23 protein-coding genes are annotated in these 25,621 nt (G+C 70.4%); 13 read left to right on the top strand and 10 right to left on the bottom strand.

Annotated elements, in window-relative coordinates; genetic code table 11:
- Positions 1-7: 7 nt before the first annotated feature.
- The 3 genes from ACFY10_RS32695 to ACFY10_RS32705 all read right to left on the bottom strand — a co-directional run bounded on the left by ACFY10_RS32695 (position 8) and on the right by ACFY10_RS32705 (position 5,873).
- Positions 8-4,303 (bottom strand): aminotransferase class I/II-fold pyridoxal phosphate-dependent enzyme, encoded by a 4,296-nt coding sequence (locus ACFY10_RS32695; protein WP_390668999.1) that lies wholly within the window; start codon positions 4,301-4,303, stop codon positions 8-10.
- A 144-nt stretch (positions 4,304-4,447) separates the two neighbouring features.
- Positions 4,448-4,624 (bottom strand): hypothetical protein, encoded by a 177-nt coding sequence (locus tag ACFY10_RS32700; protein ID WP_390668833.1) that lies wholly within the window; start codon positions 4,622-4,624, stop codon positions 4,448-4,450.
- Positions 4,625-4,673: 49 nt separating this feature from the next.
- Positions 4,674-5,873, bottom strand: a complete 1,200-nt coding sequence (locus ACFY10_RS32705; protein ID WP_390668834.1) for an MFS transporter — start codon at positions 5,871-5,873, stop codon at positions 4,674-4,676.
- A 58-nt stretch (positions 5,874-5,931) separates the two neighbouring features.
- On the opposite strand from ACFY10_RS32705, the gene ACFY10_RS32710 reads away from it, so the two are divergent.
- Complete coding sequence (locus tag ACFY10_RS32710) at positions 5,932-6,366, top strand: MerR family transcriptional regulator (RefSeq protein WP_390668835.1); 435 nt, start codon at positions 5,932-5,934, stop codon at positions 6,364-6,366.
- Positions 6,367-6,439: 73 nt separating this feature from the next.
- The gene (locus ACFY10_RS32715; protein WP_390668836.1) at positions 6,440-7,216 is read left to right on the top strand and encodes a GNAT family N-acetyltransferase; all 777 of its coding nucleotides are present in this window, start codon (positions 6,440-6,442) and stop codon (positions 7,214-7,216) included.
- Positions 7,217-7,292: 76 nt separating this feature from the next.
- On the opposite strand, the gene ACFY10_RS32720 is transcribed toward ACFY10_RS32715, so the two are convergent.
- The gene (locus ACFY10_RS32720) at positions 7,293-8,000 is read right to left on the bottom strand and encodes a TetR/AcrR family transcriptional regulator (protein WP_390668837.1); all 708 of its coding nucleotides are present in this window, start codon (positions 7,998-8,000) and stop codon (positions 7,293-7,295) included.
- A 132-nt stretch (positions 8,001-8,132) separates the two neighbouring features.
- Here ACFY10_RS32720 and ACFY10_RS32725 point away from each other — a divergent pair, with 132 nt between their 5' ends.
- Together ACFY10_RS32725 and ACFY10_RS32730 are read left to right on the top strand one after the other, a co-directional pair.
- Positions 8,133-9,092 (top strand): NAD-dependent epimerase/dehydratase family protein, encoded by a 960-nt coding sequence (locus tag ACFY10_RS32725; RefSeq protein ID WP_390668838.1) that lies wholly within the window; start codon positions 8,133-8,135, stop codon positions 9,090-9,092.
- A gap of 57 nt (positions 9,093-9,149) precedes the next feature.
- Positions 9,150-10,070, top strand: coding sequence for an NAD-dependent epimerase/dehydratase family protein (locus tag ACFY10_RS32730; RefSeq protein ID WP_390668839.1), 921 nt, complete (start codon positions 9,150-9,152; stop codon positions 10,068-10,070).
- A gap of 377 nt (positions 10,071-10,447) precedes the next feature.
- Here ACFY10_RS32730 and ACFY10_RS32735 read toward each other — a convergent pair whose 3' ends face one another.
- Complete coding sequence (locus tag ACFY10_RS32735) at positions 10,448-10,711, bottom strand: GlsB/YeaQ/YmgE family stress response membrane protein (protein WP_390668840.1); 264 nt, start codon at positions 10,709-10,711, stop codon at positions 10,448-10,450.
- 280 nt (positions 10,712-10,991) lie between these two features.
- On the opposite strand from ACFY10_RS32735, the gene ACFY10_RS32740 reads away from it, so the two are divergent.
- Entirely contained in the window at positions 10,992-12,440 is a 1,449-nt protein-coding gene (locus ACFY10_RS32740; protein ID WP_390668841.1) for a hydrolase, read from the top strand.
- Positions 12,441-12,479: 39 nt separating this feature from the next.
- Here ACFY10_RS32740 and ACFY10_RS32745 read toward each other — a convergent pair whose 3' ends face one another.
- Both ACFY10_RS32745 and ACFY10_RS32750 read right to left on the bottom strand, forming a co-directional pair.
- A complete protein-coding gene (locus tag ACFY10_RS32745) occupies positions 12,480-15,152 on the bottom strand; it encodes an exo-beta-D-glucosaminidase (RefSeq protein ID WP_390669000.1) in 2,673 nt (890 codons plus the stop codon).
- Between the two features lie 133 nt (positions 15,153-15,285).
- Positions 15,286-16,470: an ROK family protein gene (locus tag ACFY10_RS32750; RefSeq protein ID WP_390668842.1), complete on the bottom strand. Its 1,185-nt coding sequence runs from the start codon at positions 16,468-16,470 to the stop codon at positions 15,286-15,288.
- A gap of 158 nt (positions 16,471-16,628) precedes the next feature.
- On the opposite strand from ACFY10_RS32750, the gene ACFY10_RS32755 reads away from it, so the two are divergent.
- Together ACFY10_RS32755 and ACFY10_RS32760 are read left to right on the top strand one after the other, a co-directional pair.
- Positions 16,629-18,083: an APC family permease gene (locus tag ACFY10_RS32755; protein ID WP_390668843.1), complete on the top strand. Its 1,455-nt coding sequence runs from the start codon at positions 16,629-16,631 to the stop codon at positions 18,081-18,083.
- Positions 18,084-18,214: 131 nt separating this feature from the next.
- Positions 18,215-18,715: a GNAT family N-acetyltransferase gene (locus ACFY10_RS32760; RefSeq protein WP_390668844.1), complete on the top strand. Its 501-nt coding sequence runs from the start codon at positions 18,215-18,217 to the stop codon at positions 18,713-18,715.
- Positions 18,716-18,725: 10 nt separating this feature from the next.
- On the opposite strand, the gene ACFY10_RS32765 is transcribed toward ACFY10_RS32760, so the two are convergent.
- Positions 18,726-19,439: a hypothetical protein gene (locus tag ACFY10_RS32765; RefSeq protein WP_390668845.1), complete on the bottom strand. Its 714-nt coding sequence runs from the start codon at positions 19,437-19,439 to the stop codon at positions 18,726-18,728.
- A 234-nt stretch (positions 19,440-19,673) separates the two neighbouring features.
- Here ACFY10_RS32765 and ACFY10_RS32770 point away from each other — a divergent pair, with 234 nt between their 5' ends.
- A complete protein-coding gene (locus ACFY10_RS32770; RefSeq protein ID WP_390669001.1) occupies positions 19,674-20,444 on the top strand; it encodes an ArsR/SmtB family transcription factor in 771 nt (256 codons plus the stop codon).
- A gap of 76 nt (positions 20,445-20,520) precedes the next feature.
- On the opposite strand, the gene ACFY10_RS32775 is transcribed toward ACFY10_RS32770, so the two are convergent.
- A complete protein-coding gene (locus ACFY10_RS32775) occupies positions 20,521-20,964 on the bottom strand; it encodes an SPW repeat protein (RefSeq protein ID WP_390668846.1) in 444 nt (147 codons plus the stop codon).
- A 235-nt stretch (positions 20,965-21,199) separates the two neighbouring features.
- Between ACFY10_RS32775 and ACFY10_RS32780 the strand changes: the two genes are divergently transcribed.
- Positions 21,200-21,364 (top strand): hypothetical protein, encoded by a 165-nt coding sequence (locus ACFY10_RS32780; protein WP_390668847.1) that lies wholly within the window; start codon positions 21,200-21,202, stop codon positions 21,362-21,364.
- 11 nt (positions 21,365-21,375) lie between these two features.
- On the opposite strand, the gene ACFY10_RS32785 is transcribed toward ACFY10_RS32780, so the two are convergent.
- Positions 21,376-22,287 (bottom strand): LysR family transcriptional regulator, encoded by a 912-nt coding sequence (locus ACFY10_RS32785; protein ID WP_390668848.1) that lies wholly within the window; start codon positions 22,285-22,287, stop codon positions 21,376-21,378.
- Between the two features lie 144 nt (positions 22,288-22,431).
- On the opposite strand from ACFY10_RS32785, the gene ACFY10_RS32790 reads away from it, so the two are divergent.
- The 4 genes from ACFY10_RS32790 to ssuE all read left to right on the top strand — a co-directional run bounded on the left by ACFY10_RS32790 (position 22,432) and on the right by ssuE (position 25,620).
- Positions 22,432-22,509: a putative leader peptide gene (locus ACFY10_RS32790; protein ID WP_353962852.1), complete on the top strand. Its 78-nt coding sequence runs from the start codon at positions 22,432-22,434 to the stop codon at positions 22,507-22,509.
- A gap of 109 nt (positions 22,510-22,618) precedes the next feature.
- Positions 22,619-23,740 (top strand): dimethylsulfone monooxygenase SfnG, encoded by a 1,122-nt coding sequence (sfnG, locus tag ACFY10_RS32795; protein WP_390668849.1) that lies wholly within the window; start codon positions 22,619-22,621, stop codon positions 23,738-23,740.
- Positions 23,741-23,771: 31 nt separating this feature from the next.
- Positions 23,772-24,989: an acyl-CoA dehydrogenase family protein gene (locus ACFY10_RS32800; protein WP_390668850.1), complete on the top strand. Its 1,218-nt coding sequence runs from the start codon at positions 23,772-23,774 to the stop codon at positions 24,987-24,989.
- Positions 24,990-25,065: 76 nt separating this feature from the next.
- Positions 25,066-25,620, top strand: coding sequence for an NADPH-dependent FMN reductase (gene ssuE, locus ACFY10_RS32805; protein ID WP_390668851.1), 555 nt, complete (start codon positions 25,066-25,068; stop codon positions 25,618-25,620).
- Position 25,621: the final 1 nt, after the last annotated feature.

Raw genomic sequence — 25,621 nt, forward strand, 5'->3', positions numbered from 1 at the left:
GGCCGTCTCAGACCTTCGCCCTCAGCGGGAAACGCGCGGACAGCCGGCTCAGGGTGCCGTTCAGCCGGTCTATGTCGTCGTCCGAGTTCAGCGCCGTGATCTGGATCCGGAAGCCCACCCGGTCCCGCGGCACCAGCGGATAGGCGGCCAGCGTCACATAGATGCCCTCCTCCCACAGGAACGCCCCGACCGCGTCGAGGTCGTCCGCGTTCGCCAGCGGGATCTCGATGATCGGCAGTCGGCCCGTGTTGAGGGTGGTGACGTCCAGCCCGTCGAGGTGATCCAGCACCCGGGCGGTCCTGCGGTACAGGTCGGCGCGCAGGCCGTCGCCGCGGCGGTCGTTGACCTCCAGCCCGGCCAGCGCCGTGGCCAGGGAGGCCGTCGGGGAGGGACCCGAGTACAGGTAGGGCCCCGCGGCCGTCTTCAGCCGGTTCTTCAGCTCGGTGGGCAGGGCGAGGAAGGCGAGCAGCGACGAGTACGCCTTCGAGAACCCGGAGACGAGGATGATCCCGTCGTACGACTCGCCGGTGTGCCGGACCACGCCGTTGCCGCGCGAGCCGTACGGACACAGCTCCTCGGGGCCGCGCTCCCCGATCACCCCGAACCCGTGCGCGTCGTCGACGTAGAGCGTCGCGCCCCGGGCGCGGCAGACCGAGGCCAGCGCGGGCAGGTCGGGAACGTTGCCGCTCATGCTGTTCACGCCGTCCAGGCACACCAGCCGCGGCAGGCCCGCGGGCACCGAGGCCAGCAGGGTCTCCAGTTCGTCGGGGCGTTCGGCGTGGAAGCGGTGCAGGGTGGCGCCCTGGCCGCGGGCCACCACACAGCCGTCGTACACCGTCTTGTGCGCCGTCGCCTCCACGAAGACATGGCCCCCCTCGGCCAGCACCGGGATCGCCGAGGCGTGGATCAGGGTCAGCGTGGGCAGCAGCAGCGTGTCCGGCGCGCCCAGCAGCTCCGCAAGCCGTGTCTCGATCTCCGGGTACAGGTGGGGGCTGCCCAGCAGCCGTGACCAGCTGGGGTGCGTGCCCCAGCGCCGCAGGACCGGCTCCACGGACTCGATGATCTCCGGGTCCCAGTCGAAGCCGAGGTAGTTGCAGGATGCGAAGTCGACCAGCCAGTGGCCGCGACTGCGGATGTGCCGGCCGCGGACCTCGTCCAGCACCGCGTCGGTCATCGGGCTGGTCCGCCGCAGATGCTCGAGGTCCGCCCACAGCCCCGCCCGCCGCGCCCGGGACGCGGGCCGCGCCGCCGGTACGGCCACCGTCTTGGTGCGGCCGTTCGCGGGCGCGTAGCAGGGTCCCTCGCTCTCCCGCAGCACGCGCTCGCTCTGCTGCACCGTCATCGGCTTGGCGAACAGGTAGCCCTGCCCGAACCGGCATCCCATGCCGGCCAGGAGGTCGCGCTGCGCCGCGTCCTCGATCCCCTCGGCGATCACCTGCAGTCCCAGGGTGTCGGCGATCCGTACGATGCCCTCGACGAGCGCGACCTGCTGCGCGTCGCGCGTGATGTCGTCGATGAACGTCTTGTCGATCTTCAGCGCGTCGATGGGGAAGTCCCGCAGATAGCGCAGCGAGGAGAAGCCGGTCCCGAAGTCGTCGACCGCGATGTGTACGCCCAGTTCCTTCAGGGAGCGCAGCACCGACTGGATCTGTGTGTCGCGGCGCAGCAGCACCGTCTCGGTGAGCTCCAGCTGCAGCGATCCGGGTGCCAGGCCGGGCGTGCGCAGCGCCTGGCCGACCTGGTCGAGGAAGCCGCCGTCGCGGAACTGGCGGGCGGACACGTTCACGCTGACATACGGCGGGCTGACGGGGCGGGGAAGCCGCTGCAGTCCCACGATGTCGCTGACCGCGTTCTCAAGGACCCACGCCCCCAGCGCGGCGATGTGCCCGGTCTCCTCGGCCAGCGTGATGAACTGCTCCGGTGTGACGGGCCGGTGGGGTGCAGTCGGCCAACGGACCAGCGCCTCGAAGCCGACGACCTCGCCCGCGGCGATGTCCACGACCGGCTGGTAGCGCAGGGCGAACTCCTGGCCGGCGACCGCCTCTGCGAGCCGGCTCTGCAGGTCGTGCCGCTCGACCATGCGGGTGTGCAGCAGCGGCTGGTAGCGCCGCCACTGCCGCTTGCCGGCCGACTTCGCCGCGTACAGCGCGAGGTCGGCGTGGCCGAGCAGCTCCTCCGCGTCCGTGCTGTCGCGGGCCGTGGCCACCCCCACGCTGGCGGAGACCGTCACCGACTCCTCCTCCAGGGAGAAAGGCCTGGTCAGCGTCTGGATCACCTGGGCCGCCAGCAGCTCCGCGTCCAGCGGTTGATGGGCGTCCTCCATGAGGACGGCGAACTCGTCGCCGCCGAGCCGGGCCGCGGTGTCGGTGCGCCGCAGCGTCTTGGAGAGACGGTCGCCGACGGCGATCAGCAGGTGGTCGCCGGCCGAGTGCCCGAGCGTGTCGTTGACCAGCTTGAAGTCGTCCAGGTCGATGAAGAGCAGGCAGGTCATGGAGGACTCGCGATGGCCTCGCAGCAGGGCACGTTCGATGCGCTCCTGCAGCAGGGTGCGGTTGGGCAGCCCGGTCAGCGAGTCGTGGAAGGCCCGCTGGGTCAGCTCGTGCGCCAGCCGGCGCTGCTCGGTCACGTCGCGCAGGGTGACCACCAGCCCCGCCACGGTCCGCTCGTCGCGGAAGTCGCTGCAGCGCACCTCCACCTCGACGCGGCCCGCCCGGTGCCGCACCCACCAGTGGTCGTGGGTGGCCCGCGGTCCGGTGTCCCGCACGGCCGTCAACTCTCGCGTCGCGCGGTGCCGGTCGCGCGGGTCGACGAGGTCCGGCAGCGAGGCGCCGACCACGTCGGCGGTGCCGAAGACGGCCGCCGCCGAGGGGCTGGCGTACCGGATGGTGTTGTCGTCCTCGATGATCAGGATGACGTCGGAGGTGTTGCGCACCAGGGTGCGGAAGTACGCCTCGCTCTCCCGGCGGACGATCTCCTGGCGCAGGGCGATGCGCTCCATGGCCAGGCCCGCGTGCGAGGCCAGGATCTCCAGGGAACCCCGCGTCTCGGCGAGCGGCCCCGCCGGTCCGGCGACCAGGAGGACGCCCGCCACGTCACCGTACGGGCGGTCGGGCGGGGTCATCAGGCACACCAGGACGGTCGCCGCGTCGTCCAGCTCGGCACCGTTGTCGGCACCCAGATCGCGGGCGTGCACGATCTGGGCGTGATGCCGCGCCAGGTCCGGCGCCCGCTCGGCGGGCAGCAGCAGGGTCCGGTGGCCGACCACGGTGCCCAGGAGCCGGTCGACGGCGCCCTCGCACGACCGTGCGACCTCCTGCTGCCGGACCGCCGAGACCAGCGAGGCGGCAGCCCGGCGCAGCGCAAGCTCCCGTGTCACCGCCTTGCGGTGGGCCACCACCATCCCCGACAGCCGAAGGATCACCAGCAGGAAGAGCAGACCGGAGAACGCGGCGATCACGGCCGCGTCGTGCGCCGAGCGCGTCAGCCCCTCGTACAGCAGGATCCCCGGCGCGATGAGCGTGGCCACGGCCAGTAGCACCAGCCGGCGCGGCGGTGGCAGCAGGGATCCCCGCTGGGGCACGGCAGCGGTCAGCTCCACCATGTCCGGGTGCAGCGCGGCCTGGCCCCAGGCCGTGTAGAAGACGATCCAGCCGGCGTCCAGCGCCGTGCCCGCCTGCCAGGTCTCGTTGAGCTGCAGGATCCCGTAGGCGATGTCGAAGCCGAGCAGCGTCACCGTGCCGACGACCAGGTACTGCACCGACCGGTTGTGCCCGTCGACCGGATTCGGGGCCAGCAGCCGTGCCAGCAGGGCCAGCACCAGGACGTCGCCGAGAGGGTAGGCGATGCTGATGGCCCGCTGCTGCCAGGTCAGCCCCTGCACCTTGGTGAGCGGCTGCACCAGGTACACCCACACCGGCAGCGCCAGACCCGCGGTGATGATCAGCGCGTCGAGCAGACTCGGCAGGTCGTGGCCCGCCCAGCGATATCTGACCAGGCCGGACAGCCCGATCGCGAAAAGCGGATACGTCGTGAGGTAGGAGGCGTCCGCGGGGGAGGGGAACGGGTTGGAGGCGCGGAAGTATTCCTCCACGACGTTGTAGTAGGTGTCGCCCGCGATGAAAGTGAGCAACGCGGCGGCGAGCACCCACCAGGGCCAGCGGTGGGCGGGCCGGTTGACGTGGCTGCCGATCAGCATGGCGGCGGTGCCGGCGAGGCCGATGACGGCCCACGCGGGGGCGCGCGCGGCGGGCACCGTCAGGTAGACGGCCGTGGCAGCGGCGACCAGCGCGACGTGAGCGGCCATCAGCCGCTTTGCCGGCAGCAAGGGCAAGCGCCTCCCCCCGTCGGAGGGGACCGGGCCGTCCATCTGGTCTGGTCGTCCTGGGTTCCTAGATCGTAGGCACTGCGGCCGGACGACTGCATCTCGGGAGGGGGCGGGCCGCGACCGTCAGGTTCTTCGATCGTGGAAGCGTCGGTGCAGCGCCCGCACCTCCTCCGCCGGCCCGGGCACCGGGCCGTCCACCACCACGTCCGGCGCGACCTGGTTGACCGGCAGGGTCTGCGCCGGCGGCCAGGGCACCCCCAACTCGGCCGGCCAGGATGACAGTTGCTGCGACGACGCCACGCACACGAGCCGCCCGAGAGGTGGTGAGGCGTGATCTTCGCAGCGCAGCCTATGCGCGGCCACGGGCGGCGGGGAAGGCGTGCCGGCGGGCGAGGCCCACTGTGGTGAGGGCGGCCGTGATCAGGGGCAGCGCGGTCCAGGGCAGTGCGCCCGGGCCCAGGATCTCCAGGGCCACACCGCCGGTCAGTGAACCCGCGGCGATGCCCGCGTTGTACACGGTGGTCTGCAAGGACGTGGCCACATCCGCGTGGGCGGGGCCCGAGGCGTCGACCAGCGCGGTCTGGATCAGCGTGGGCGCACCGCCGAACGCCACGCCCCACAGCGCGACCGAGCCGAGCAGCACTCCGGGCGCCCGGGCGTACAGGGCGAGGGCGGGCATGACGGCCGCGCACAGCCCGAGCGCGCCGAGCAGCGTGACCCGCAGATACCGGTCGACGAGCACCCCGGTGATCCAGATCCCGGCCACCGTGGCCGCACCGAACACCAGCAGCACCACATCCGTACGGCCGAAACCGGCGTGCGCCGCGAACGGGGCGACGTACGTGTACATCACCTGGTGCCCGAGGAGCAGGAACAGCGTGACGGACAGGACGGCGGGCAGACCCGGCAGCACCGCCACCCGGGCGAGCGGCACGCGCGTGTGCGGCGCCTCGCCCGGAAACCCGGGCACCCGCCACCGCACCCAGCCCACCAGCAGCACCGCCAGCCCGGCCAGCACCCCGAAGGCCGTCCGCCAGCCCAGCGCCCCCGCCAGCGCGGTCCCCGCCGGCACCCCCAGCGACAGGGCCAGCGTGATCCCGGCCAGCACGATCGCGATCGCCCGTCCGCGCCGCTCGGCCGGCACCATCCGGGCCGCATAACCGACGAGCATCGCCCACAGCAGCCCGCCCATGCACCCGGCGACCAGCCGCGCCGCAAAGGTGAGGACGTACGACGACGACAGCGCGACCACCCCATCGCTCACCGCGAACCCCAGCAGCGCGCCGACGAGCACCGGCCGCCGGGGCAGCCCCCGCAGCAGCGCGGTGAGCGGGATCGCCGCCGCGAAGGAGGCGACCGCGTACCCGGTGACCAGGAAGCCGACGCGTGCCTCGGAGACACCCAACGCCGGTGCCATCCGGGGCAGCAGACCCGCCGGGAGCAGTTCGGTCATGACGGCGGTGAAGGCGGCCGTGGACAGGGCGAGCAGCCCCGGCCACGGCAGCGAAACGGGCATGGCGGTGCCCTTGGCCATGGATGTGGTGGACATGCGACCATGCTCGGACCTTCACATCAGTGTGAAGGCAAGGGGGACCCCGGAGGCGGCCATGAGGATCGGCGAACTCTCCCGTCGCACCGGCGTGCCCACCAGGCTGCTGCGCTACTACGAGGAGCAGCACCTCCTCAGCCCCGACCGCACCGAGAACGGCTACCGCGACTACGGCGATCCCGCGGTCCAGGACGTCCAGCAGATCCGCGGGCTGCTGGACTCCGGCCTGACCACGGAGATGATCCGGGCGATCCTGCCCTACCTGTCGGCCCCGGACGAGATCCTGCTGCCCGCCGACCGCCTGCCCCCCGAGACAGCCGCCCTCCTGCAGGCCCACCTCGACCGCATCCAGGCCCGTATCGACTGCCTGGCCCGCAACCGCGACCGGCTGAGCGCGTACCTGGCGGCGGTACGGCCGGACGGCGTTCCGCACTGCATTGTTCCGGGGACGACCCCCGCTCCCCCCAGCAGAAGAGCAGGTCAGCAGGGGTGAACGACGCCGACGTCACGAGGTGAACCCGAGCAATCCCCTTGCCCAGGCCACCCCGGGATGCTGGAGTGAGCACATGGATCATGCCGGGGTGCTCGCCCTATTCGACCGTGACATGCGCGAAGGCGCCCAGCCCGATGGCCCCGACGCGCGCGTCGAGCGGATCGGCAGTGTGGTCCGCCAGGTCTCCTCGGCCCGCGGCTGGAACGGCGTCATCTGGTCCGACCTGGACGAGACGGGCGCCGACGCGGCGATCGGCGAGCAGATCGCGTACTTCTCCGGGCTCGGCCGCGAGTTCGAGTGGAAGCTGTACGGGCACGACCGGCCGGTGGATCTGGGACAGCGGCTCAGGGCCGCCGGATTCCAGCCCGAGCCCGAGGAGACGCTGATGATCGCCGAGGTGGCCGGCCTCGACCTCGACGCCGAGCCGCCCGAGGGCATCCGTCTGCTGCCGGTCACCGACGCGGCGGGCGTCGACCTGGTGGCGGACGTCCACGAGAAGGCCTTCGGCACCGACGGCTCCCGCATGCGGCACCAGCTGCTGGCCCGGCTCACCGGGGAGCCGGACACGGTCGTCGCCACCGTCGCCCTCGCCGGCGACGTGCCGGTGAGCGCGGCCCGTATGGAGCTCGTGCCCGGCACCCGGTTCGCCGGCCTGTGGGGCGGCGGCACCGTCGAGGCCTGGCGCGGCCGCGGCGTCTACCGCGCCCTGGTCGCCCACCGCGCCCGCGCCGCCGTGCAGCGCGGCTACCGCTACCTCCAGGTCGACGCCTCCAGCCAGAGCCGCCCCATCCTCGAACGCCTGGGCTTCGAGCCCCTGACCACGACGACGCCGTACACCTACGTGCCGTAGCAACCGGGCTGGCCGATCGTGCGCCCGCGTGCCGTGGCGTCCCGCCGGGCCGGTCCTGCCGTGGCGACACGGCCGGTCAGTCCAGGCTGAACGCGTCCGCCAGTGAGTCGATCTGGGCCGTGAGCAGGGTGTCTCCGTCGTGGCCCATGCCGTTGAACTGACCGGAGACCTCCAGCCCGATCGACCCGTGCATGTGCGCCCAGGCGAGCACGGCCCCGGCCAGCGCGACCCCTTCCGATCCGCCGGCCGCCCGAGGGCGGGCCCACTGTGCGACGGCCGCGTCCGCCTCCGCCCAGGCCGTCATCTGCTCGACCACCGGCCGCACCGCCGCCGACGGCGCGGCTCCTTCGAACACCGGCAGGAACGGTCCGAGCACCGCCCGCGCGCTGTCCAGCGTGTCCGGCGGCGCCGCGTACCCCGGCACCGGCGTGCCCTCGATGAGGAGGTAGCGGTGCGGCTGAGCGATCGCCCAGCCCCGGCAGGAGCCTGCGAGCGCCCGCAGCCTTGCCCGCGGTGACGCACCGGGCGGCAGTGAGTCCGCTGCCTGCGAGACCGCTGCCGCCAGATCGGCGTAGGCGTCGCGGATCAGATCCGTCAACAGCGCGTCACGGCTGTCGAAGTAGCGGTAGAGCGCCGGACCCGACAGGCCGACCTCCTTGGCGATCCGTGTCAGCGCCACGGCCGCCGTGCCGCCCTCGGCGAGCTGGCGGAGGGCGATCTCCTTGATCTCCGCACGCGTCTGCTCGCGATAGCGCGCTCTGGGGCTCTGTGCAGTGCCGGCCACGGACGGGCTCCTCTCTGGATCTGGTGACACACCTTAACGAGAGACCGGGCATTGCGCGCTTGCTAGCCCCTGTCGAAAGAGTTACTGTCTCTAACAGAAGCGAGAGGTAATAACAATCAGAGGAGTTCGACCATGACCGAGACCATCGCCGACCCGAACGCACAGCACACCGTTCTCGGCTCGGGCCCCGCCGGCACCACCCTCGCCAGGGAGCTGGCGCGCAGGGGGCACTCCGTGCGCCTCGTCGACCGCAAGGCCGAGGGGCCCGCACTGGACGGAATCGAGCGGTTCGCCGCTGACGTCAGCACCGCCGAGGGCGCCCGCGTGGCCGTCGCCGGCGCCGATGTGGTCTACCACTGCGTCAACGTGGCCTATCACCTGCAGGTCGAGGTGATGCCCCGGATCCAAGAGGCGGTTCTCGGCGCCGTTCAGGCCACCGGCGCCCGTCTGGTGGTGCTCGACACCCTCTACCCGTACGGGGAGACCGGGGGAGCGGTCATGACCGAGGACAGCCCGTGGAAGGCGACCAGCCGCAAGGGCCGTATGCGGGCCGAGCTCGACGAGAAGTACCTCGCCGCCCATCGCGAGGGCCGCGCCCGGGTCGTCCTCGGCCGCTCTGCCGACTTCGTCGGACCCGGCGTGCTCAACTCCTCCCTCGGTGCCGCGGTCTTCCCCGGGGCGCTCACCGGCGGAGAGGTCCTGGGACTCGGCGACATCGACCTGCCGCACAGCTGCACCAGCATCGAGGACGTGGCCGCCGGCCTCGCCACCCTCGGCGAGCACCCGGAGGGCGACGGCCGCGTCTGGCACCTGCCCACGGCGCCCGCCGTCAGCACGCGTGAGATCCACAAGATGATCGAGGACCGGGTCGGCGGGCCGCTGAACGTCGTCGTCCTGCCGGAGCCCGGTCCCATAGGCCCGTTCGACGAGCAGTTCATGGCCGAGTACGCGGAGATGTTCTACCAGCACACCGAGCCCCAGATCGTGGACTCCTCGGCCTTCGAGCAGGCCTTCGGTGTGGCACCGACGCCGCTGGCCCGGACCCTGGACGCCACGCTCGAGTGGTACGGACAGTGGCTCGCGCACCGGTGACCCACGTCTCCCACGCCGCGATGTCACATCCGCGGCCGCCCGATCCGTCGCACGGTCATGACGACGAACCGGAAGAACCAGAGCATCCTCCTCGCCGGAGCCAGCGGCATTCTCGGTGGTCACATCACCCGTGCCCTGACCGAGGCCGGCCACAAGGTCACCGGCCTCGGCCGGGGACCGGCGAACGGCGTCCGGGCCGACCTCATGGATCGCGACGCGCTGCTGCGTGCCGTCGACGGACAGCACTTCGACACCGTCATCCACGCCGCTACCGCCCTGCGCAAGGCGCCCATGCGCCACCGCGACATGCATGCCACCGACGCGCTGCGCATCGCCGGCACCGCCCACCTCGTGGAGGCCGCGCAGGCCACCGGCGCCGACCGCTTCGTGAGCGAGTCGATGGTCTTCGGATACGGCTACGGGGACTTCGGCAAGCACGTGATCACCGAGGACGACCCGTTCGGCCCGCGCGGTACCACGCCGGAACTGGAACGGCACGTCGAGGGCATGCGCATCAAGGAACAACTCACCTTCGAGGCAACCGGGTTGGCGGGCATCTCGCTGCGATTCGGCCTGTTCTACGGCCCCGGCGGAACCGACGCCGTCCTGCCCATGCTGCGCAAGCGGCAGCTGCCCGCCCCCGACGACCGCGGCCGGGTTCTGCCGTGGACCGAACTCACCGACGCGGCGCGCGCGGTGGCCGCCGCGGTCGAACACGGCCGCCCCGGCGAGGCGTACAACATCACGGACCGCACCCCGCTCGGGTTCCGGGCCCATGTCCTGTGCGTGGCCGAGGAGTTCGGCCTGCCCAAGCCGATGACCGTACCGCGGTGGTTCACGAGGCCTATGTCCTACGCGCACACGATGTTCTCGACCAGCATGCGCGTGTCCTCGGCCAAGGCGGAGCAGGAACTGGGCTGGACGCCCCGGTATCCGTCCAGCCGCGAGGGGCTCGCCGCACTGGCGGCCCGACGCTGAAATTGCAACTGGGGCCGTTCGGACCGTCGTCCAGGGCCGAACGGCCCCACCTCACGGCGCGTCCTGGCTGGAAACCTCGTGAGAGGCAACAGCCGCCCAGGGGGACAGCCTCCCGATGTGCCCGACTCTCCCGCTGAGGGTGCTCGGTCGAGGCGGCAGGCCCGCCGATTGCCGAGGGGAGCCGCGTCGGCGGGCCTGGCTCCTCCCGCTGGCCGACACGCTAGTTGGCCGGGACAGGATGCGGAACGCGGAATTCGGCTACTCTCCGCGAGCCGCCGAGCCGCCGAGCCGCCGAGCCGCACCGCCCGCACCCGGGCGAGGCGCGCACCGCCCCCGCCCAGGCTCGAAACGGTTGTTGTGTCAGCACGGCTGTCGGGTCAGCGGCGTGCCCTCGACCGGTCCAGGGCGGCGACGCCGAGCGCGGCGAGGCCGATCTGGATGAGCCACTCGATCCAGTCGATGCCCTTGGTGTCGGCCACGTCGAAGGCATTGGCGATCGCCGAGCCGATCAGCGCGGCCACGATGCCGACGAGAATCGTCAGCACGATGCCGATGTGCTGGCGCCCCGGGACGACCAGCCGGCCCAGCACACCGATGATGATGCCGATCACGATGGCACTGATGATGCCTGAGATCTCCATCTCCGCCCCTCATTGTCAAGGCCCCCGCACTATCCGGATGCCCCCTGCCGAGGGGGACAGTCCGTTCCGCTTCAACCACGGGTCAACGCCGGGTCAATCTCCGGTCCGATGGCCCCGGAGACGCCTGTTCAGCGCCGCTTCTGCCATGTACGGTTCAACCGATCGGCCGCACGGCAGTCGTACGGCCGAATGTCTACGCGCGCAGATGCGCTGTGTCTACGCGCGTAGGTCCGGCCCCGCACCGCCCGCTCTTCCCCAACCCCACACGGAGGTACGCCGGATGCTCGGACTCACCAGATCCCGCCGAAGACTCACCACCGCCCTGGCCGCGTTCGGCCTGCTCACCGCGGCCGCGGCCGCCCAGGCCACCGTCACCGCCACGCCCGCCCACGCGGCCACGACGCACCGCATCCTGTTCGACGACGGTCACGCCGAAGAGGCCGGCAACGCCGACTGGATCATCTCCACCAGCAAGCCCGACCCGCTGGGCGAGGACTCGTCCCCGTCCGCCGAGACCGACTGGACGGGCGCGCTGTCCTCGTGGGGCGTCGCCCTGCAGAAGACCGGCAGCTACAGCCTCAAGACCGCCACCAGTGCCCTCACTTACGGCGGCTCGTCCTCCACCGACCTGTCGAACTTCGACACGCTCGTCCTGCCGGAGCCCAACACCCTCTTCACCACCGCCGAGAAGACGGCGATCATGACCTTCGTCAAGAACGGCGGCGGACTGTTCATGATCTCCGACCACACCGGAGCGGACCGCAACAACGACGGTGAGGACGCGGTCGAGATCCTCAACGACCTGATGACCAACAACAGCGTCGACTCGACCGACCCGTTCGGCTTCTCCATCGACTCGCTGAGCATCAGCTCCGACCACCCGTCCGCCATCAGCGACAGCAGCGACCCCGTACTGCACGGCTCCTTCGGCACCGTCACCAAGAGCCTGATCGCCAGCGGCACGACCGCCACGCTGAAGCCCTCGGACAACTCCAGCGTCAAGGGCCTGCTGTACCGCACGGGTTACTCCGGCAACACCGGCGCCTTCTTCGCCACCAGCACCTTCGGCAGCGGGCGGGTCGCCTTCTGGGGCGACAGCTCGCCCATCGACGACGGCACCGGCCAGTCCGGCAACACCCTCTACGACGGCTGGAACGACTCCAGCGCCACCAACGCCGCCCTCGCCCTGAACGCCACCGAGTGGCTCGCCGGAGCGAGCAGCAGCGGCGGCGGAGGCGGTGGCGGCGGTGGCACCTGCACCGCCGCCCAGCTCCTCGGCAACAACGGCTTCGAGTCGGGCAACACCACCTGGAGCGCCTCCAGCGGCGTCATCACCAACTCCAGCAGCGAGTCGGCCCGTACGGGCTCGTACTACGCCTGGCTGGACGGCTACGGCACCGCCACCACCGACACGCTCTCCCAGTCGGTGACCATCCCGTCCGGCTGCACCACCGCCGCCCTCAGCTTCTATCTGCACGTCGACACGGCGGAGACCAGCACCAGCACGGCCTACGACACGCTCAAGGTCCAGGTGCTCAACAGCTCCGGGACCGTGCTCGGCACCCTGGCGACCTACTCCAACCTGAACGCCGCCAGCGGCTACACCCAGCGCAGCTTCAGCCTGGCGAGCTACGCCGGCCAGACCGTCACCCTCAAGTTCACCGGCACCGAAGGCTCCACGCTGCAGACGTCGTTCGTCATCGACGACACGGCGCTCAACGTCAGCTGACCCCCGTGGGGCCCGGCTTCCGCGCCGGGCCCCACACGGTCATTCGGACGGGACCGTCCGCTCCGGTGTGTTCCAGCCGGAGACCCGCACCCTCGGCACCGACCCGTGCAGATCCGCTGTCCGGTAGGTGGCGGTCAACGTGACCGTCTCGCCCGGCCAGAGACTGACCTCGTTGTCCGACCACTCGACGGGCAGCACGGGCTTCCCCGACGCGTCGACGAGATGGACGTCGGTGAGCAGTGACGGCGTCTTCCCGCCGCCCGTGTTGCGCACGGTCACGGTCGTGGTCGCCGTTTCGCCCGACGCATCCGTCGACGCCGTCGCCGACACCGGTACCTGCGCCATCGAACTCAGACCCTTGAGATCGGCGTAGCTCGTCGTCGGTGTGTAGTACCAGTCGGTGTTGGCCCAGTCGAGCGTGTCCGGCTTGCCCGACAGCCAGTACACGTTCCGGCTGATCTCCTTGCCCGATGCGTCGGTCAGGGTCAGGCGCACCAGGTATGTCGTCGACAGGCCGGTCACCGATGCCGGCAGGGTGAGCGCGCTGCTGTGCGCGCCGTCCCCGCTCACCTTCACGCCGGTGACGGTCCTGTCGTACTTCTGGGTGCCGTCGGGGTTGAACAGCGTGGCCCGGGCTGTGAGTCCGGAGGCGGGCGAGTGCCGGTTGTTGACGACGACCACCGAGCGGTCGTCGTAGGAGTACTGGACGTGCAGCGGCTCGTTCGCCTTCTTGGCCCCGAAGTAGGCGCCGCCCTGGTCGAGGTAACGGTCCATCAGCTGCCAGTGCAGTGAGGTCCAGCCGCTGTTGAACATCCAGTAGACGACGCCGGTCGAGGGCTTGGAGGAGTCGGTGGCGCCCCGCCCGTACGCCTCGAACTGGGCGCGGACGTTCTCGTACTGCGCGAGCTGCGCCTTGCGCACGTAGTCGGAAAGGCTCGTCGGGGCGCCGTAGCGGCCGGTGAGGGCGTCGTCGTAGAGCTTGAGGGTGCCGAAGGTCGACGACGGTGAGCGGTGGTACTGCTTGGCGTTCGGGTTCTTCCAGAGGGTGTCGAGTTCGGCCGGGGTCATCATGCGGCGCAGGGTGTCGAGGGTGGGGATGTCGGGGCCCGCGCTGGTCTCGGAGTTGAAGCCGGTGGCGCCGCCCTCGCGTTTGGCGTACCAGTAGTTCGGCGGGATCCAGTCGTAGGGGCCGGTCATCTTCATGCCCGAACTGCCCAGCTGGGGAGAGGAGTTGGCGGAGGCGGCAGCGACCACCGGGGTCGGCCAGTCGGCTGCCTTCAGGGCGTCGAGGTAGTTCTTCTCGATCGTCGCGTCGGGTGCGAAGTCGCTGCCGATGAGGAAGGAGATCACGCTCGGGTGGTCGCGCAGCCGGGCGGCCTCGGCGGCCATCGACGCCTTGGCGACCGGATAGTCGTCGGCGGTCCACGTGTCGCCGGACTCGCCGCCGTTGACCTGGCCCTCCCACTTGTCGCAGCACTCCCAGCCGGGCAGGGTGAGGATGCCGTAGCGGTCGGCGAGGTCGAAGAACTCGTCCGGTTCCAGGTGGCCTTCGAGGCGGATGGTGTTCAGGCCGAGGTCGAGGGCGTACTTCAGCCGGTCCTCGACGTAACTGCGGTCCCAGCGCAGGAACTCGTCCGGCGACCAACCGCCGCCCTTGATCAGCAGTTTGCGGCCGTTGATGCGGTACTGGCGGGCACCGTCGGAGTTGAGCGGCGCCTGCACGTCGCGGATGCCGAAGGTCTGGTGCGTGGTGTCCGAGACGGTGCCGGAGACGGATGCGGTGAGCTTCAGGTCGTACAGGGGTTGTCCGCCCATGCCGGCAGGCCACCACACCTTCGGCGAGGTCAGGTGGAGGCCGGGGGTGTCGGACGGGGTGAATGTGACGGTCTTCGTCTCGTGCGCGGCCAGCGTGACCGTCTTCTCGAAGGTCGTCGCGCCGATGCTGCCGGAGACCGTGGTGGTCGCCGGTGTGCCGGAGTCGTTGCGGGCCTGTGCCTTCACCGTCAGGTCGGCCGAGGCGAGCGAGGGCACGTCCAGCTTGGTGACGACGTGCGCGTCGCGCAGGGCGACGGGGCCGCCGCGGCGGACGAGGACGTCGCGGACGATGCCCATGTTCTCGTCCGGCGGCGGCTGGAGCCAGTCGATCCAGCCCATGGTCAGGTTCTTGTTCGGGTCGTTGGGCCGGATGCGGAAGGCGACGGTGTTCGTGCCGGAGCGGACGAGCGAGGTGACGTCCAGCTCGTGGTGGGTGTAGGCGCCGGTGACGTCCTTCGTCGTGGCGACCTGGTGGCCGTCGACGTAGACGTCCGCCGCCGAGATCACGCCGCTGAAGTCGAGGTAGGTGCGCTCGGCGGTGTCGGCGACCGTGAAGTCCGAGCGGTACCACCAGGGGACCTGGAAGTCGGTCTTGGGGATCTTCCGCTGGTTGGTCGAGTAGAAGGGGTCCGCGTACACCCCGTTCGCCAGCAGGGCCGCAAGGACCGTGGAGCGGGAGCCCGTCGGGTACCAGCCGGTCGCCGGGTAGCCGGGGGAGGAGATGTCGGCCGCCGGGTCGGAGACCTTGGCCGTCGACTGGATCGTGTAGTCCGTCAGCGCGGTCGTGCCGCCCGGCGCGGAGGAGACACGGGTGACGCGGCCCGGTGGGGCGGCGCGTCGGTCATGGGGGCCGGCCCAGGCGCTGGTCGTCAGGGAACCCAACAGACCCAGGACCATGGCGGCCGTGGCGAGACGGTGTCTGTTCACGGAGTCTCCAGCCCCTTCGTAAAGTTAGGAAACTTTACTAACGGCGGTCACGGTAGGGCGCCGAGTGGACCGTGTCAATCACCGTGGCCCGTGCGTGAGTTGGTCAGGACGCGGCCGACCGGCGCTCGAACACCACGTCCCGCGCGGTCCCGAGCGCCGTGGCCACCGCGCCCAGCAGCACCGCGTCCTCGCCGAGCCGGCTGGGCACGACCTTGGGCCGCAGCGGGGTGAGCGAGCGGAGGTGGTCGCGCACCGGGCGGAGCAGCAGGTCCACGCTGTGGCCGACCCCGCCGCCCAGGACCACGAGATCCGGGTCGAGCACGGCCGCGGCCGCCGCCACCGTGTGCGCGATCCGCTCGCCCTCCAGCTGAACCGCCTTGACCGCGGCGTCGTTTCCCTGCCGGGCCGCGTCGAACACGGCCTTCGCGGTGAGCTGCCCGCTCATGCCGAACCGGCGCGCCGCCTCGACCACGGCCACCCCCGACACGGCGTCCTCCAGCCGCTCCGGCTTCTGCTGCCCCGGCCACGGCAGGAACCCGATCTCCCCGGCCAGCCCGTGCGCCCCCGTGAACAGCCGCCCCTCACTGACCACGCCCATCCCGAGACCGGTGCCGATCAGGATGTACGCGAAGAGCCGACTGCCCGCGCCGACGCCGTAGGTGTACTCGCCGAGCGCCGCCAGATTGGCGTCGTTGTGCACCTCCAGCGGGACGCCCAGTTCCTCGCGCATCCGGTCGAAGAGCCCGGCGCGCCCCCAGCCGGGAAGATGCATCGCGTAGCGCACCCGGCGCTGCTTCTCGTCGTACACGCCGGGCGTGCCCACCACCGCGTGCACCACCCCGTCCGCGGCCACGCCCGAGCCGCCGATCACCTGACGGGCCGTCGCCACCACCAGGTCGGCCATCGCGCCCGAGCTGCGGGCCCGGTTGCGCACGTCGGAGCGGGCGACGACGGCGCCGTCCAGGTCGGCGACGGCGACCCGCAGCCAGCTGCGGCCGACGTCGATGCCGAGGGCGTAGCCCGCCGCCGGGTCCGGTGCGTACAGGACGGCGGTGCGCCCGCGCTCCGGCGCGAGGGTGCCGACCTCGTGGACCAGCCCGGCCGCCTCCAATGCGGCGAGCGCGCTGGAGACCGTCGGCTTGGACAGGCCGGTTTCGCGGGCCAGTTGGGCGCGCGACGCGGCGCCGCCGCTGCGCAGCCGGTCGAGCAGCAAACGCTCGTTGGTGCTGCGCAGCCGACGGCGGTTCCAGGGCTGTTCCGGCTGGTCTACGGCGTCACTGGCGGGCATCGCACCATTCTCACGTATCCGAGGGGGCCGTCCGATGGGGCCTCTTGACGCATCAAGTAAGGCTCCTTAACTTTATCGGCCAACAGCCTCGCCGGGCGAGACAGAGCCGGCCAAGGTCAGCCATGGGCCGCCCAGCGCCCGGTGCCTCAGGAGTCCCCATGTCCGGTAGTCCGCCACCCGCCGGTGGTTTCGTCCGTCGCGTCGGCCTGTTCCAGGCCACCGCCATCAACATGAGCCAGATGTGCGGCATCGGCCCGTTCGTCACGATCCCGCTCATGGTCGCCGCGTTCGGCGGCCCGCAGGCCGTGATCGGCTTCATCGCCGGCGCGCTGCTCGCACTCGCCGACGGACTGGTCTGGGCCGAGCTGGGCGCGGCGATGCCCGGCTCCGGCGGCAGCTATGTCTATCTGCGCCAGGCCTTCCAGTACCGTACGGGCCGGCTCATGCCGTTCCTCTTCGTCTGGACGGCGATGCTGTTCATCCCGCTGATCATGTCGACCGGCGTGGTGGGCTTCGTCCAGTACCTCGGATATCTCGCCCCCGACCTGGGCCGGACCTCCGGCGACCTGATCGGCCTCGGCATCATCGCCCTGGTGGTGATCCTGCTGTGGCGGGGCATCGAGCACATCGCCCGGATCACCGCCGTGATGTGGGCCGTCATGATCATCTCGGTGGTGCTGGTCATCCTGGCCGCGGCCACGGACTTCAGCCCGCACCTCGCCTTCACCTACCCGGCACACGCCTTCGACCTGGGCAGCAACCACTTCTGGCTCGGCTTCGCCGGCGGCCTGACCATCGGCATCTACGACTACCTCGGCTACAACACCACCGCCTACATGGGCGCCGAGATCAAGGACCCCGGACGCACCCTGCCGCGCTCGATCATCCTCTCCATCCTCGGCATCATGGCGATCTATCTGCTGCTCCAGATCGGCACGCTCGGCGTGATCGACTGGCATCGTATGACGAACGCGAACGACATCGCGTCCACATCGGTGGCCTCGGCGGTGCTGGAGAAGACCTGGGGCAAGGGCGCGGCGGACACGGTCACCGTCCTCATCCTGATCACGGCCTTCGCCTCGGTCTTCACCGGACTGCTGGGCGGTTCGCGCGTGCCCTATGACGCGGCCCGCGAGCGCGTCTTCTTCCGCCCCTACGCCAAGCTGCACCCCAAACACCGCTTCCCGATGCTGGGCCTGGCGACCATGGGCGTGATCACGGCCGTGGGCTTCCTGATCGGCCGGCACACGGACCTGGCGACACTGATCCAGCTGCTGACGACGGTCATGGTGATCGTCCAGGCGCTGGCCCAGATCGTCGCACTGACCGTGCTGCGCAGGCGCCAGCCGGACCTGCGGCGGCCGTACCGCATGTGGCTCTACCCGGTGCCGAGCATCGTCGCCTTCGCCGGCTGGTGCGTGATCTACGGCTACGCCGACAAGAACTCGCCGGGCCGCCATCCCATCGAGTGGTCGCTGGCCTGGCTGGCCCTCGGCTGCGTGGCATACGTGCTCTGGGCGCGCTTCGAGAGGGTGTGGCCGTTCGGCCCGAAGGAGATCGTGGAGGAGTACCTGGACCCGGCGGAGGCGAACCCGGAGCCTGCGGGAGCGTGAAAAGACCGCCGCAACTGCCGTACCTGCGCTAGAGTTTGGTCATCCGTGAAGCCTCTCCGGCCGGATGCACATCCGCCGGGGAGGCTTTTCTCATGCCCGGATTCCGATCGATCTCTTGCAAGGGGAGCCCCATGCCCGACGTGTCCGTCCGCCCAGCGACTGCCGAAGACCGCCCCACCGTGGAACGGCTGTGGCTGATGTTCCGTCATGACCTCTCGGGATTCATGGGCGTACTGCCCGGCCCCGACGGGACGTTCCGCAGCGAGAGGCTCGACGCGGCCTTCGCGGAGGCCGGTTGGGCGCCGTACCTGTTCGTCCGCGAGGAACGGCCCGTCGGATTCGCGTTCGTCCGGAGCCTCGACGGTCCGACACGCGTGCTGAACAGCTTCTTCGTGGTGCGCGGCGCGCGACGCGAGGGCATCGGCAGCAAGGCGGTGCGTGAGGTCGTGCTCCGCCACCCCGGCGCCTGGGAGATCGCCTTCCAGTACGAAAACGAGCCCGCGGTCCGCTTCTGGCGCCGCGCTGCCGCCGAACTCGCCCCGGACGCCTGGTCGGAGGAGACCCGACCGGTCCCCGACCGGCCCGACCTCCCGCCGGACGTGTGGATCTCCTTTCACACCGCGCTGAGTTGAGCCTTCCGCGTCAGCCCGTGGGAGAAGCGGTGTTCGCCTGGGCGGAGGCGTTCGGCGTGTCGGGCGTGACCGGGGCGATGGGGGCCGGCTGCTGCGTGTGGTCGGGCTGCGGGGTCGGGCCCTGGTCGACCCAGGACGACAACTGCCCGTCCGGCTGCAGGGCGACGTGCAGGCCGTTGAGCCGGCCGTAGGCCGTGCGTCCATTGGCGACGAGGGTGTCGATCCTGGTGCCGTCCGCGTAGACGTCGGCCTCGTAGTGGTGGGCCGTCACCTTGTAGATGTTTGCCGTCGACGTGCCGTCCGCGAGCGGCGCGGAGGCGAGCAGGACGCGTTTGACGACCGGCTTCGGCCTGGTCTTGGCCCGCTCGACCCAGGAGGTGACCTTGCCGTTCGGGTGGAGGGCGACGTGCAGGCCGTTGTGGTCGGCGTGCGCGGTCCTGCCCTGGGCGGCCATGGTGCCGTACTTGAGTCCCTTGCCCCAGATCTCGGCCTCGTAGCGGTGCTTGCCGGTCTTGAAGACCTTCGCCCGGGAGACCTTGTCCGCAAGCTTCACCGTCTTCACGTGGACCCGCTTGGTCTTGCAGTGGCCGCTGGTGTGCGCGGCCGACGCGGCGGTCTTGGTCGCGGGCGCCGACTGGGCGAAGGCGCCGGTGGCCGAGACGCCCAGGGCGGCCGTGACGCCGGCGGCGACGAGGGCGGTACGCAGAGTGCGGGAAGCACGCATCAGGAGCTGTCCTTCGGTGGTGGTTCGTGACTACGCATTCGAAGTTACGGACCGTTCATCAAGGGACCCCATACGTCGTGTAACAGTCATCAGGCGCATATTGCTCGAACTGGTTGATAATTTCCCGCTCAATCGCCTCCGGGGTGCAGGAAGTGCGGTCGGTCGGTCGCCGGCATTGACATGCAAGTAATTGCCTGCATAACGTTGAGTGTGCGATCAGAGAGCGACTCCGGGATGGACAAGGTCTTCAAGGCGCTGGCCGACGAGACCCGCAGACGGCTGCTGGACCGGCTGCACGAGCAGAACGGTCAGACGCTCGGCGAGCTGTGCGAGCGCATCGCCATGACGCGGCAGTCGGTGACCCAGCATCTGGGTGTCCTGGAGGACGCCAACCTGGTCAGCACGGTGCGGCGGGGGAGGGAAAAGCTGCACTACCTCAACCCGGTCCCGCTCCACGAGATCCAGGAGCGGTGGATCGACAAGTTCGAGCGCCCGCGCCTGAGCGCGCTCAGCGCCGTGAAACGCCTAGCCGAGGAAGCCACCATGAGCGACAAGCCCACATTCGTCTACGTCACCTACATCCGCAGCACGCCCGAGAAGGTCTGGGAGGCACTCACCGACGCGGACCTGACCGCCGCCTACTGGGGCCACCGCAACGAATCGGACTGGCGGCAGGGCTCACGCTGGGAACACGTCCGCACGGACGGGTCCGGCATCGCCGACGTCGTCGGCACCGTCGTGGAGAGCGCACACCCGACCCGCCTGGTGACCACCTGGGTCGACCCCGAGAACGAGGGGCGGGAGGAGAAGTACTCCCGGGTCACCTTCGACATCACGCCGCATGAGGACATCGTCCGCCTCACCGTCACCCACGAGGACCTCTGGGACGAGGGCGCGCTGTCCGACGTCTCCGGCGGCTGGCCGGCGGTGCTCTCGAACCTCAAGTCGCTGCTGGAGACGGGCAGTCCACTGCCGCAGTCGCCGTGGTCGGTCCCCAGTCACTGAGAGGGCGACGGAACGCGGGACGGCCGGTCCGCGCAAGCGCTGACCGGCCGTCATGCCGTCCTTTCCTGGCGTGTTCCTAAGGTGTGGGGGCGCTCCTCGCCGCCGTACCGGCGCACATCAGCCCCAGGATCACGGCGAGCGCGCCGATGATGATGTTGTTGAGGGCCACACCGGCGTCCGGGCTGCTGCCGACGACCCAGGGTGCGATGATCATCCAAATGCCCACCGCGCAGAACGCCCAGCTCAGGCCGTACATGCGCTCGGGAGCCCGGGTGAACCCGAGGGCCAGCAGACCGATCGCGATGCCGACAACGAGGTTGTGCGTCACCAGCGGGGGCTGGCTCGTCGTGTAGTGGAGTATCCACGGGGATACGGCGCAGTACAGACCGAGCAGGAACACCGGTCCGTCCAAGAGCGTCACATCGCGACCGCCGAGCATGCGGGCGTAGCGATCCCGCATTTCGGAAACATCAGGGTGGGTGGTGATGTCCCCCCTGCTGGTGGGCGAGACGTTGGCCATGACTCGTCTCCTTTGACTCGCAGGCCCGACCGCGTCTGGTGCGGTATGCGGTAAGCGCCGCGTACGTACATTCTGCGCTTATTTCATCTTTATGTGTAGTGGTCGGGGGGTTGCCTGGGGCCGGTGGGCGCATCTGGGGCACGGTTCCGGCTCCCGCACATGTCTGCGCCGATCGCGGGCATGCGGACCGTAGAGGCGTCGTAATCGCATGGTGCAGGTGGAGGTGGCTGCCGCTATGGGCACGAAGGTGTTGGAGCGGTTTCCTGCGGGAGCTCCGCGCGGATCGTGGCCGGCGGAGGAGTACGCGGCGCGCTGCCGCGCCGAGGGCCGACCCGCGACGGTGATCATGGATATCAAGTCGGACGCGTTCCTCGTCGTGGTCCCGGCCGACGAGGACTGACCGACCCGGCGTCACATCGGCAGGCCGCCCAACTCGCGCGCCTTGCGCACGAACACCTCATACAGGTCCTGCGCCGCCCGCGGCACCGAATCCGCCCGGCGGCGCTGCAGCATCAGCAGCACGCGGGTCGTGTCGCCGGTGATGGGCCGGTAGGTGATCGTGCCCTGCCGCTCCAGCGGATCCCCGATGACGCTGAAGTCCGGCAGGACCGTGGCCCCGAGGCCCTCGGCCACCATCAGCTTGCCCATCTCGGCGCCGTCGGTGGAGTACGAGAAGGACGGCCCGCGGCCTTGCAGGAGCCGGTGCACATAGCGGTGCATGACATAGCCGGAGCGCATCGCGATCACGGGCTGGGCGAGCAGGTCGTCCGCGGTCACGGCCGTGAGCGAGGCGAGCGGGCTGTCGGGGCGCACGCACACCACCGGCCGCCCGCGCAGCAGTTCAGTGGAGTCGAAGCCGGCCGGCATGTCGTCACCCTCCAGATGGTTGACCAGGCCGAGGTCGAAACCGCCCTCCGACAGGGCCCGGTGGATCTCCGTCTGCTGGGCGGCGACCACCTCGACCTGCGTGAGCGGATGCGCCGCCCGGAACTCCCGGACCACCGGAATGAGCAGCGGCACGGTCGCCGCGTTCACCGTGCCCACCCGCACCATGCGGCTGATGCGGTGCTGCTCGCCTGCCGCCGACCGCAACCGGTCCACCGCGTCCAGCACATTGATGATGTGCGGCAGCAGTTCCCGGCCCTCCGCGCTCATCGTCGCCCCGGACCGTTTGCGCTCCAGCAGGTCGACTCCCAGCTCGCGTTCCAGATTCCGCACCGTCTCGCTCAACGCCGGCTGGGAAAGACGCAGTTCCTCCGCAGCCCGGCGCAGTGAACCGAGCCGGGTCACGGCTGCGATGTATTCCAGTTGTTCGGTCCGCACACTCAGCAGAATGCGGCCCGTTTCACGGCGCGTTCAAGGGTTTCCCTGTCACACGTTCGTGAAATTCAATGGTCCGGGATGCGAGACCGGTCGGGTTTTCCTTGACGGCCCTCGCGGCCGACTGTCACGATCGAGGGCATGAAGATGCGACTGGACCTCACGCGGCGACGCCACGTCGACCTCGCGCGCGTCTCCAGCGCCTCCTGTTGCCCCGCGGCCTGATCAACTCTCTGCGATCCGCCGCGCTTTCTGCTTTTCCTCGCTGAATTCACCGTGCCGATGCACCCTCTTGAATTCGGCGTGCCCGAAAACACAGCAACAGGAGTTCCGCATGCCCGCCGAGCCCGTGAAATTCGCCTACTGGGTCCCCAACGTCAGCGGAGGACTCGTCACCAGCAAGATCGAGCAGCGCACCGACTGGGGATACGAGTACAACCGCGAACTCGCCGTCCTCGCCGAGAACAACGGCTTCGACTACGCCCTCAGCCAGGTCCGCTACATGGCCAGCTACGGCGCCGAGTTCCAGCACGAGTCCACCAGCTTCAGCCTCGCCCTGCTGCTTGCCACCCAGCGCCTGAAGGTCATCGCCGCCGTCCACCCCGGCCTGTGGCACCCCGGCGTCCTCGCCAAGCTCGGCGCCACCGCCGACCACCTCTCGGGCGGCCGCTTCGCCGTCAACGTCGTATCCGGCTGGTTCAAGGGCGAGTTCACCGCCCTCGGCGAGCCCTGGCTGGAGCACGACGAGCGCTACCGCCGCTCCGAGGAGTTCATCCGCGCCCTGCGCCAGATCTGGACCGAGGACCACACCGAACTCGCCGGTGACTTCTACCGGCTGCGCGACTTCTCCCTCAAGCCCAAGCCCCTCAACACGGCAGAGCGGCCGCATCCCGAGATCTTCCAGGGCGGCAACTCCACCGCGGCCCGCGCGATGGCCGGCCGCGTCTCCGACTGGTACTTCTCCAACGGCAAGGACTTCGACGGCGTCACCGAGCAGCTCAACGACGTACGCAAGTCCGCCGCCGAAGTCGGCCGCAGGGCACCGAAGTTCGGCCTCAACGGCTTCCTCATCGCCCGCGACACCGAGGCCGAGGCGCGCGAGACGCTTCGTGAGATCGTCGCCAAGGCCGACACCGAGGCCGTCGAGGGCTTCGGCGCGGCGGTGAAGCAGGCCGGGCAGTCCACGGGCGACAAGAAGGGCATGTGGCAGGACTCCTCCTTCGAGGACCTCGTCCAGTACAACGACGGCTTCCGTACGGGGCTCATTGGCACCCCCGAGCAGATCGCGGAGCGCATCGTCGCCTACAAGAAGCTCGGCGTCGACCTCCTCCTGCTCGGCTTCCTGCACTACCACGAGGAGGTCGAGTACTTCGGCAAGCGTGTGCTGCCGCTCGTGCGCGAGCTGGAGGCCCAACTCCCCGACACAGAGCGCGCGTCCGTCCCCGTCCACGCCTGAGCGCCCGCACCGCGAAGGAGGTCGTACGAACATGAGCACTGCCACGCCCACCGACTGGTCCACCCGCCCCGCTCCCGAGACCGCCCAGGACTGGATCGCCCGCGCCGCCGAGGTCGCTGCCGTCCTGGCAACCGACGCCGCCGAGCGCGACCGCGCCGGAGCCACCCCGTACGCCGAGGTCCAGCTGCTGAAGGACGCCGGCCTGGTCACCCTGCTCGGTCCCACGGAGCACGGCGGCGGAGGCCAGGACTGGCCCACCGCCTACCGTGTCGTCCGCGAGGTCGCCAAGGCCGACGGCTCCATCGGCCAGCTCCTCGGCTACCACTACCTCTGGTTCTGGGCCGCCCGCCTGGTCGGCACCCGCGAACAGTGGGAGCAGGTCGAGGCCGAGGCGAGCCGGGGCCGCTGGTTCTTCGGCGGGGCCGTCAACCCGCGCGACAAGGACGTGGTCGTCACCGAGGACGGCGACGACCTGCTGTTCACCGGCCGCAAGTCCTTCTCCACCGGCAGCAAGGTCTCCGACGTCACCGTCCTCGAAGGCGTCCTGGAGGGCAGCGACCAGCATGTCTTCGCGATCGTGCCCTCCGACAGCGAGGGCCTGACCTTCCACGACGACTGGGACAACATCGGCCAGCGGCTCACCGAGAGCGGCGGCGTCACCCTCGACGGGGTGCGCACCCCGTGGTCCTCCGCGGCCGGCTATGTCGACAAGCAGTTCCGGCCGCGCACGTACAACACGCTCAACGTCCCCACCATCCAACTCGTCTTCGTCAACTTCTACTTGGGCATCGCGGGCGGCGCCCTGGAGACGGCGGCCACCTACACCCGCACCAAGGCGCGGTCCTGGCTGCACGGCGGCCACGAGCGTGCGGTCGACGAGCCCTACGTCATCGACATCTACGGCGACCTGACCGCGAAGCTGTGGGCGGTCGAGGCGCTCGCCGACGCCGTCGCCGCCGAGGGGCAGAAGCTGCACGACGACCCCAACGCCGTCACCGAGCAGGCCCGCGGCGACTTCGAGGTGCGGGTGGCGGCCGTCAAGGCGCGCGCCACCGACGTGGCCCTGGAGATCGCGAACCGCATCTTCGAGGTGACGGGTGCCCGATCCACCGCGTCCACCGAGGGCCTCGACCGGTTCTGGCGCAACGTCCGCACCCACACCCTGCACGACCCCGTCGCCTACAAGCGGCGCGAGGTCGGCCGCTGGGTCCTCGAGGGCGAACTGCCCGAACCCACCTGGTACTCCTGACCGCTTCCCCGGGGGCGCCCGCCGCGCGCGGGCGCCCCGCCTCCTCGAAAGAGGACGCATCCCCGAAAGAGGACCCATGGCCACCGTCCTGTCCGTCTCCGGCAGCCCCTCCGCCTCCTCCCGCACCAACCGTCTGCTGCGCCACCTGGACAAGCGGCTGATCGCGCAGGGGCACAAGGTGATCCCGCTCGACGTCCGCACCATTCCGGCAGAGGCCCTGCTCGGCGCGGACTTCAAGCACCCCGCGATCGTCGAGGCCACCGAACTGTTCGCGCAGGCCGACGGCGTCGTCGTCGGCACCCCCGTCTACAAGGCGTCCTACTCCGGAGTCCTCAAGGCGCTGCTCGACCTGCTCCCGCAGTACGCCCTGACCGGCAAGACCGTGCTGCCGCTGGCCACCGGCGGCTCCACCGCCCACGTCCTGGCCATCGACTACGCGCTGCGCCCGGTCCTCAGCTCCATGGGCGCCGGCCACATCGTGCAGGGCTGGTTCATCCTCGACAAGGACATCACTGTGCACGAGGACGGCTCGCTGACCGTCGCCTCGGGCGCCACCGAGGCCCTTACGCAGGTCGTCGACCAGTTCTCCACCGCCCTTGTCCGCACCCCGCTCCTGGCCGCGGCGAGCTGAG

It is taken from the genome of Streptomyces sp. NPDC001401 (assembly GCF_042895385.1).
GTDB lineage: Bacteria > Actinomycetota > Actinomycetes > Streptomycetales > Streptomycetaceae > Streptomyces.

Bases quoted from the DNA above. Each gene is read 5' to 3' on its own strand.
- ACFY10_RS32695 (WP_390668999.1), bottom strand. From the start codon at position 4,303: ATGGCCGCTCACGTCGCGCTGGTCGCCGCTGCCACGGCCGTCTACCTG.
- ACFY10_RS32705 (WP_390668834.1), bottom strand. From the start codon at position 5,873: ATGTCCACCACATCCATGGCCAAGGGCACCGCCATGCCCGTTTCGCTG.
- ACFY10_RS32710 (WP_390668835.1), top strand. From the start codon at position 5,932: ATGAGGATCGGCGAACTCTCCCGTCGCACCGGCGTGCCCACCAGGCTG.
- ACFY10_RS32715 (WP_390668836.1), top strand. From the start codon at position 6,440: ATGGATCATGCCGGGGTGCTCGCCCTATTCGACCGTGACATGCGCGAA.
- ACFY10_RS32725 (WP_390668838.1), top strand. From the start codon at position 8,133: ATGACCGAGACCATCGCCGACCCGAACGCACAGCACACCGTTCTCGGC.
- ACFY10_RS32730 (WP_390668839.1), top strand. From the start codon at position 9,150: ATGACGACGAACCGGAAGAACCAGAGCATCCTCCTCGCCGGAGCCAGC.
- ACFY10_RS32735 (WP_390668840.1), bottom strand. From the start codon at position 10,711: ATGGAGATCTCAGGCATCATCAGTGCCATCGTGATCGGCATCATCATC.
- ACFY10_RS32740 (WP_390668841.1), top strand. From the start codon at position 10,992: ATGCTCGGACTCACCAGATCCCGCCGAAGACTCACCACCGCCCTGGCC.
- ACFY10_RS32745 (WP_390669000.1), bottom strand. From the start codon at position 15,152: ATGGTCCTGGGTCTGTTGGGTTCCCTGACGACCAGCGCCTGGGCCGGC.
- ACFY10_RS32750 (WP_390668842.1), bottom strand. From the start codon at position 16,470: ATGCCCGCCAGTGACGCCGTAGACCAGCCGGAACAGCCCTGGAACCGC.
- ACFY10_RS32755 (WP_390668843.1), top strand. From the start codon at position 16,629: ATGTCCGGTAGTCCGCCACCCGCCGGTGGTTTCGTCCGTCGCGTCGGC.
- ACFY10_RS32760 (WP_390668844.1), top strand. From the start codon at position 18,215: ATGCCCGACGTGTCCGTCCGCCCAGCGACTGCCGAAGACCGCCCCACC.
- ACFY10_RS32765 (WP_390668845.1), bottom strand. From the start codon at position 19,439: ATGCGTGCTTCCCGCACTCTGCGTACCGCCCTCGTCGCCGCCGGCGTC.
- ACFY10_RS32770 (WP_390669001.1), top strand. From the start codon at position 19,674: ATGGACAAGGTCTTCAAGGCGCTGGCCGACGAGACCCGCAGACGGCTG.
- ACFY10_RS32775 (WP_390668846.1), bottom strand. From the start codon at position 20,964: ATGGCCAACGTCTCGCCCACCAGCAGGGGGGACATCACCACCCACCCT.
- ACFY10_RS32780 (WP_390668847.1), top strand. From the start codon at position 21,200: ATGGGCACGAAGGTGTTGGAGCGGTTTCCTGCGGGAGCTCCGCGCGGA.
- ACFY10_RS32790 (WP_353962852.1), top strand. From the start codon at position 22,432: ATGCGACTGGACCTCACGCGGCGACGCCACGTCGACCTCGCGCGCGTC.
- sfnG (WP_390668849.1), top strand. From the start codon at position 22,619: ATGCCCGCCGAGCCCGTGAAATTCGCCTACTGGGTCCCCAACGTCAGC.
- ACFY10_RS32800 (WP_390668850.1), top strand. From the start codon at position 23,772: ATGAGCACTGCCACGCCCACCGACTGGTCCACCCGCCCCGCTCCCGAG.
- ssuE (WP_390668851.1), top strand. From the start codon at position 25,066: ATGGCCACCGTCCTGTCCGTCTCCGGCAGCCCCTCCGCCTCCTCCCGC.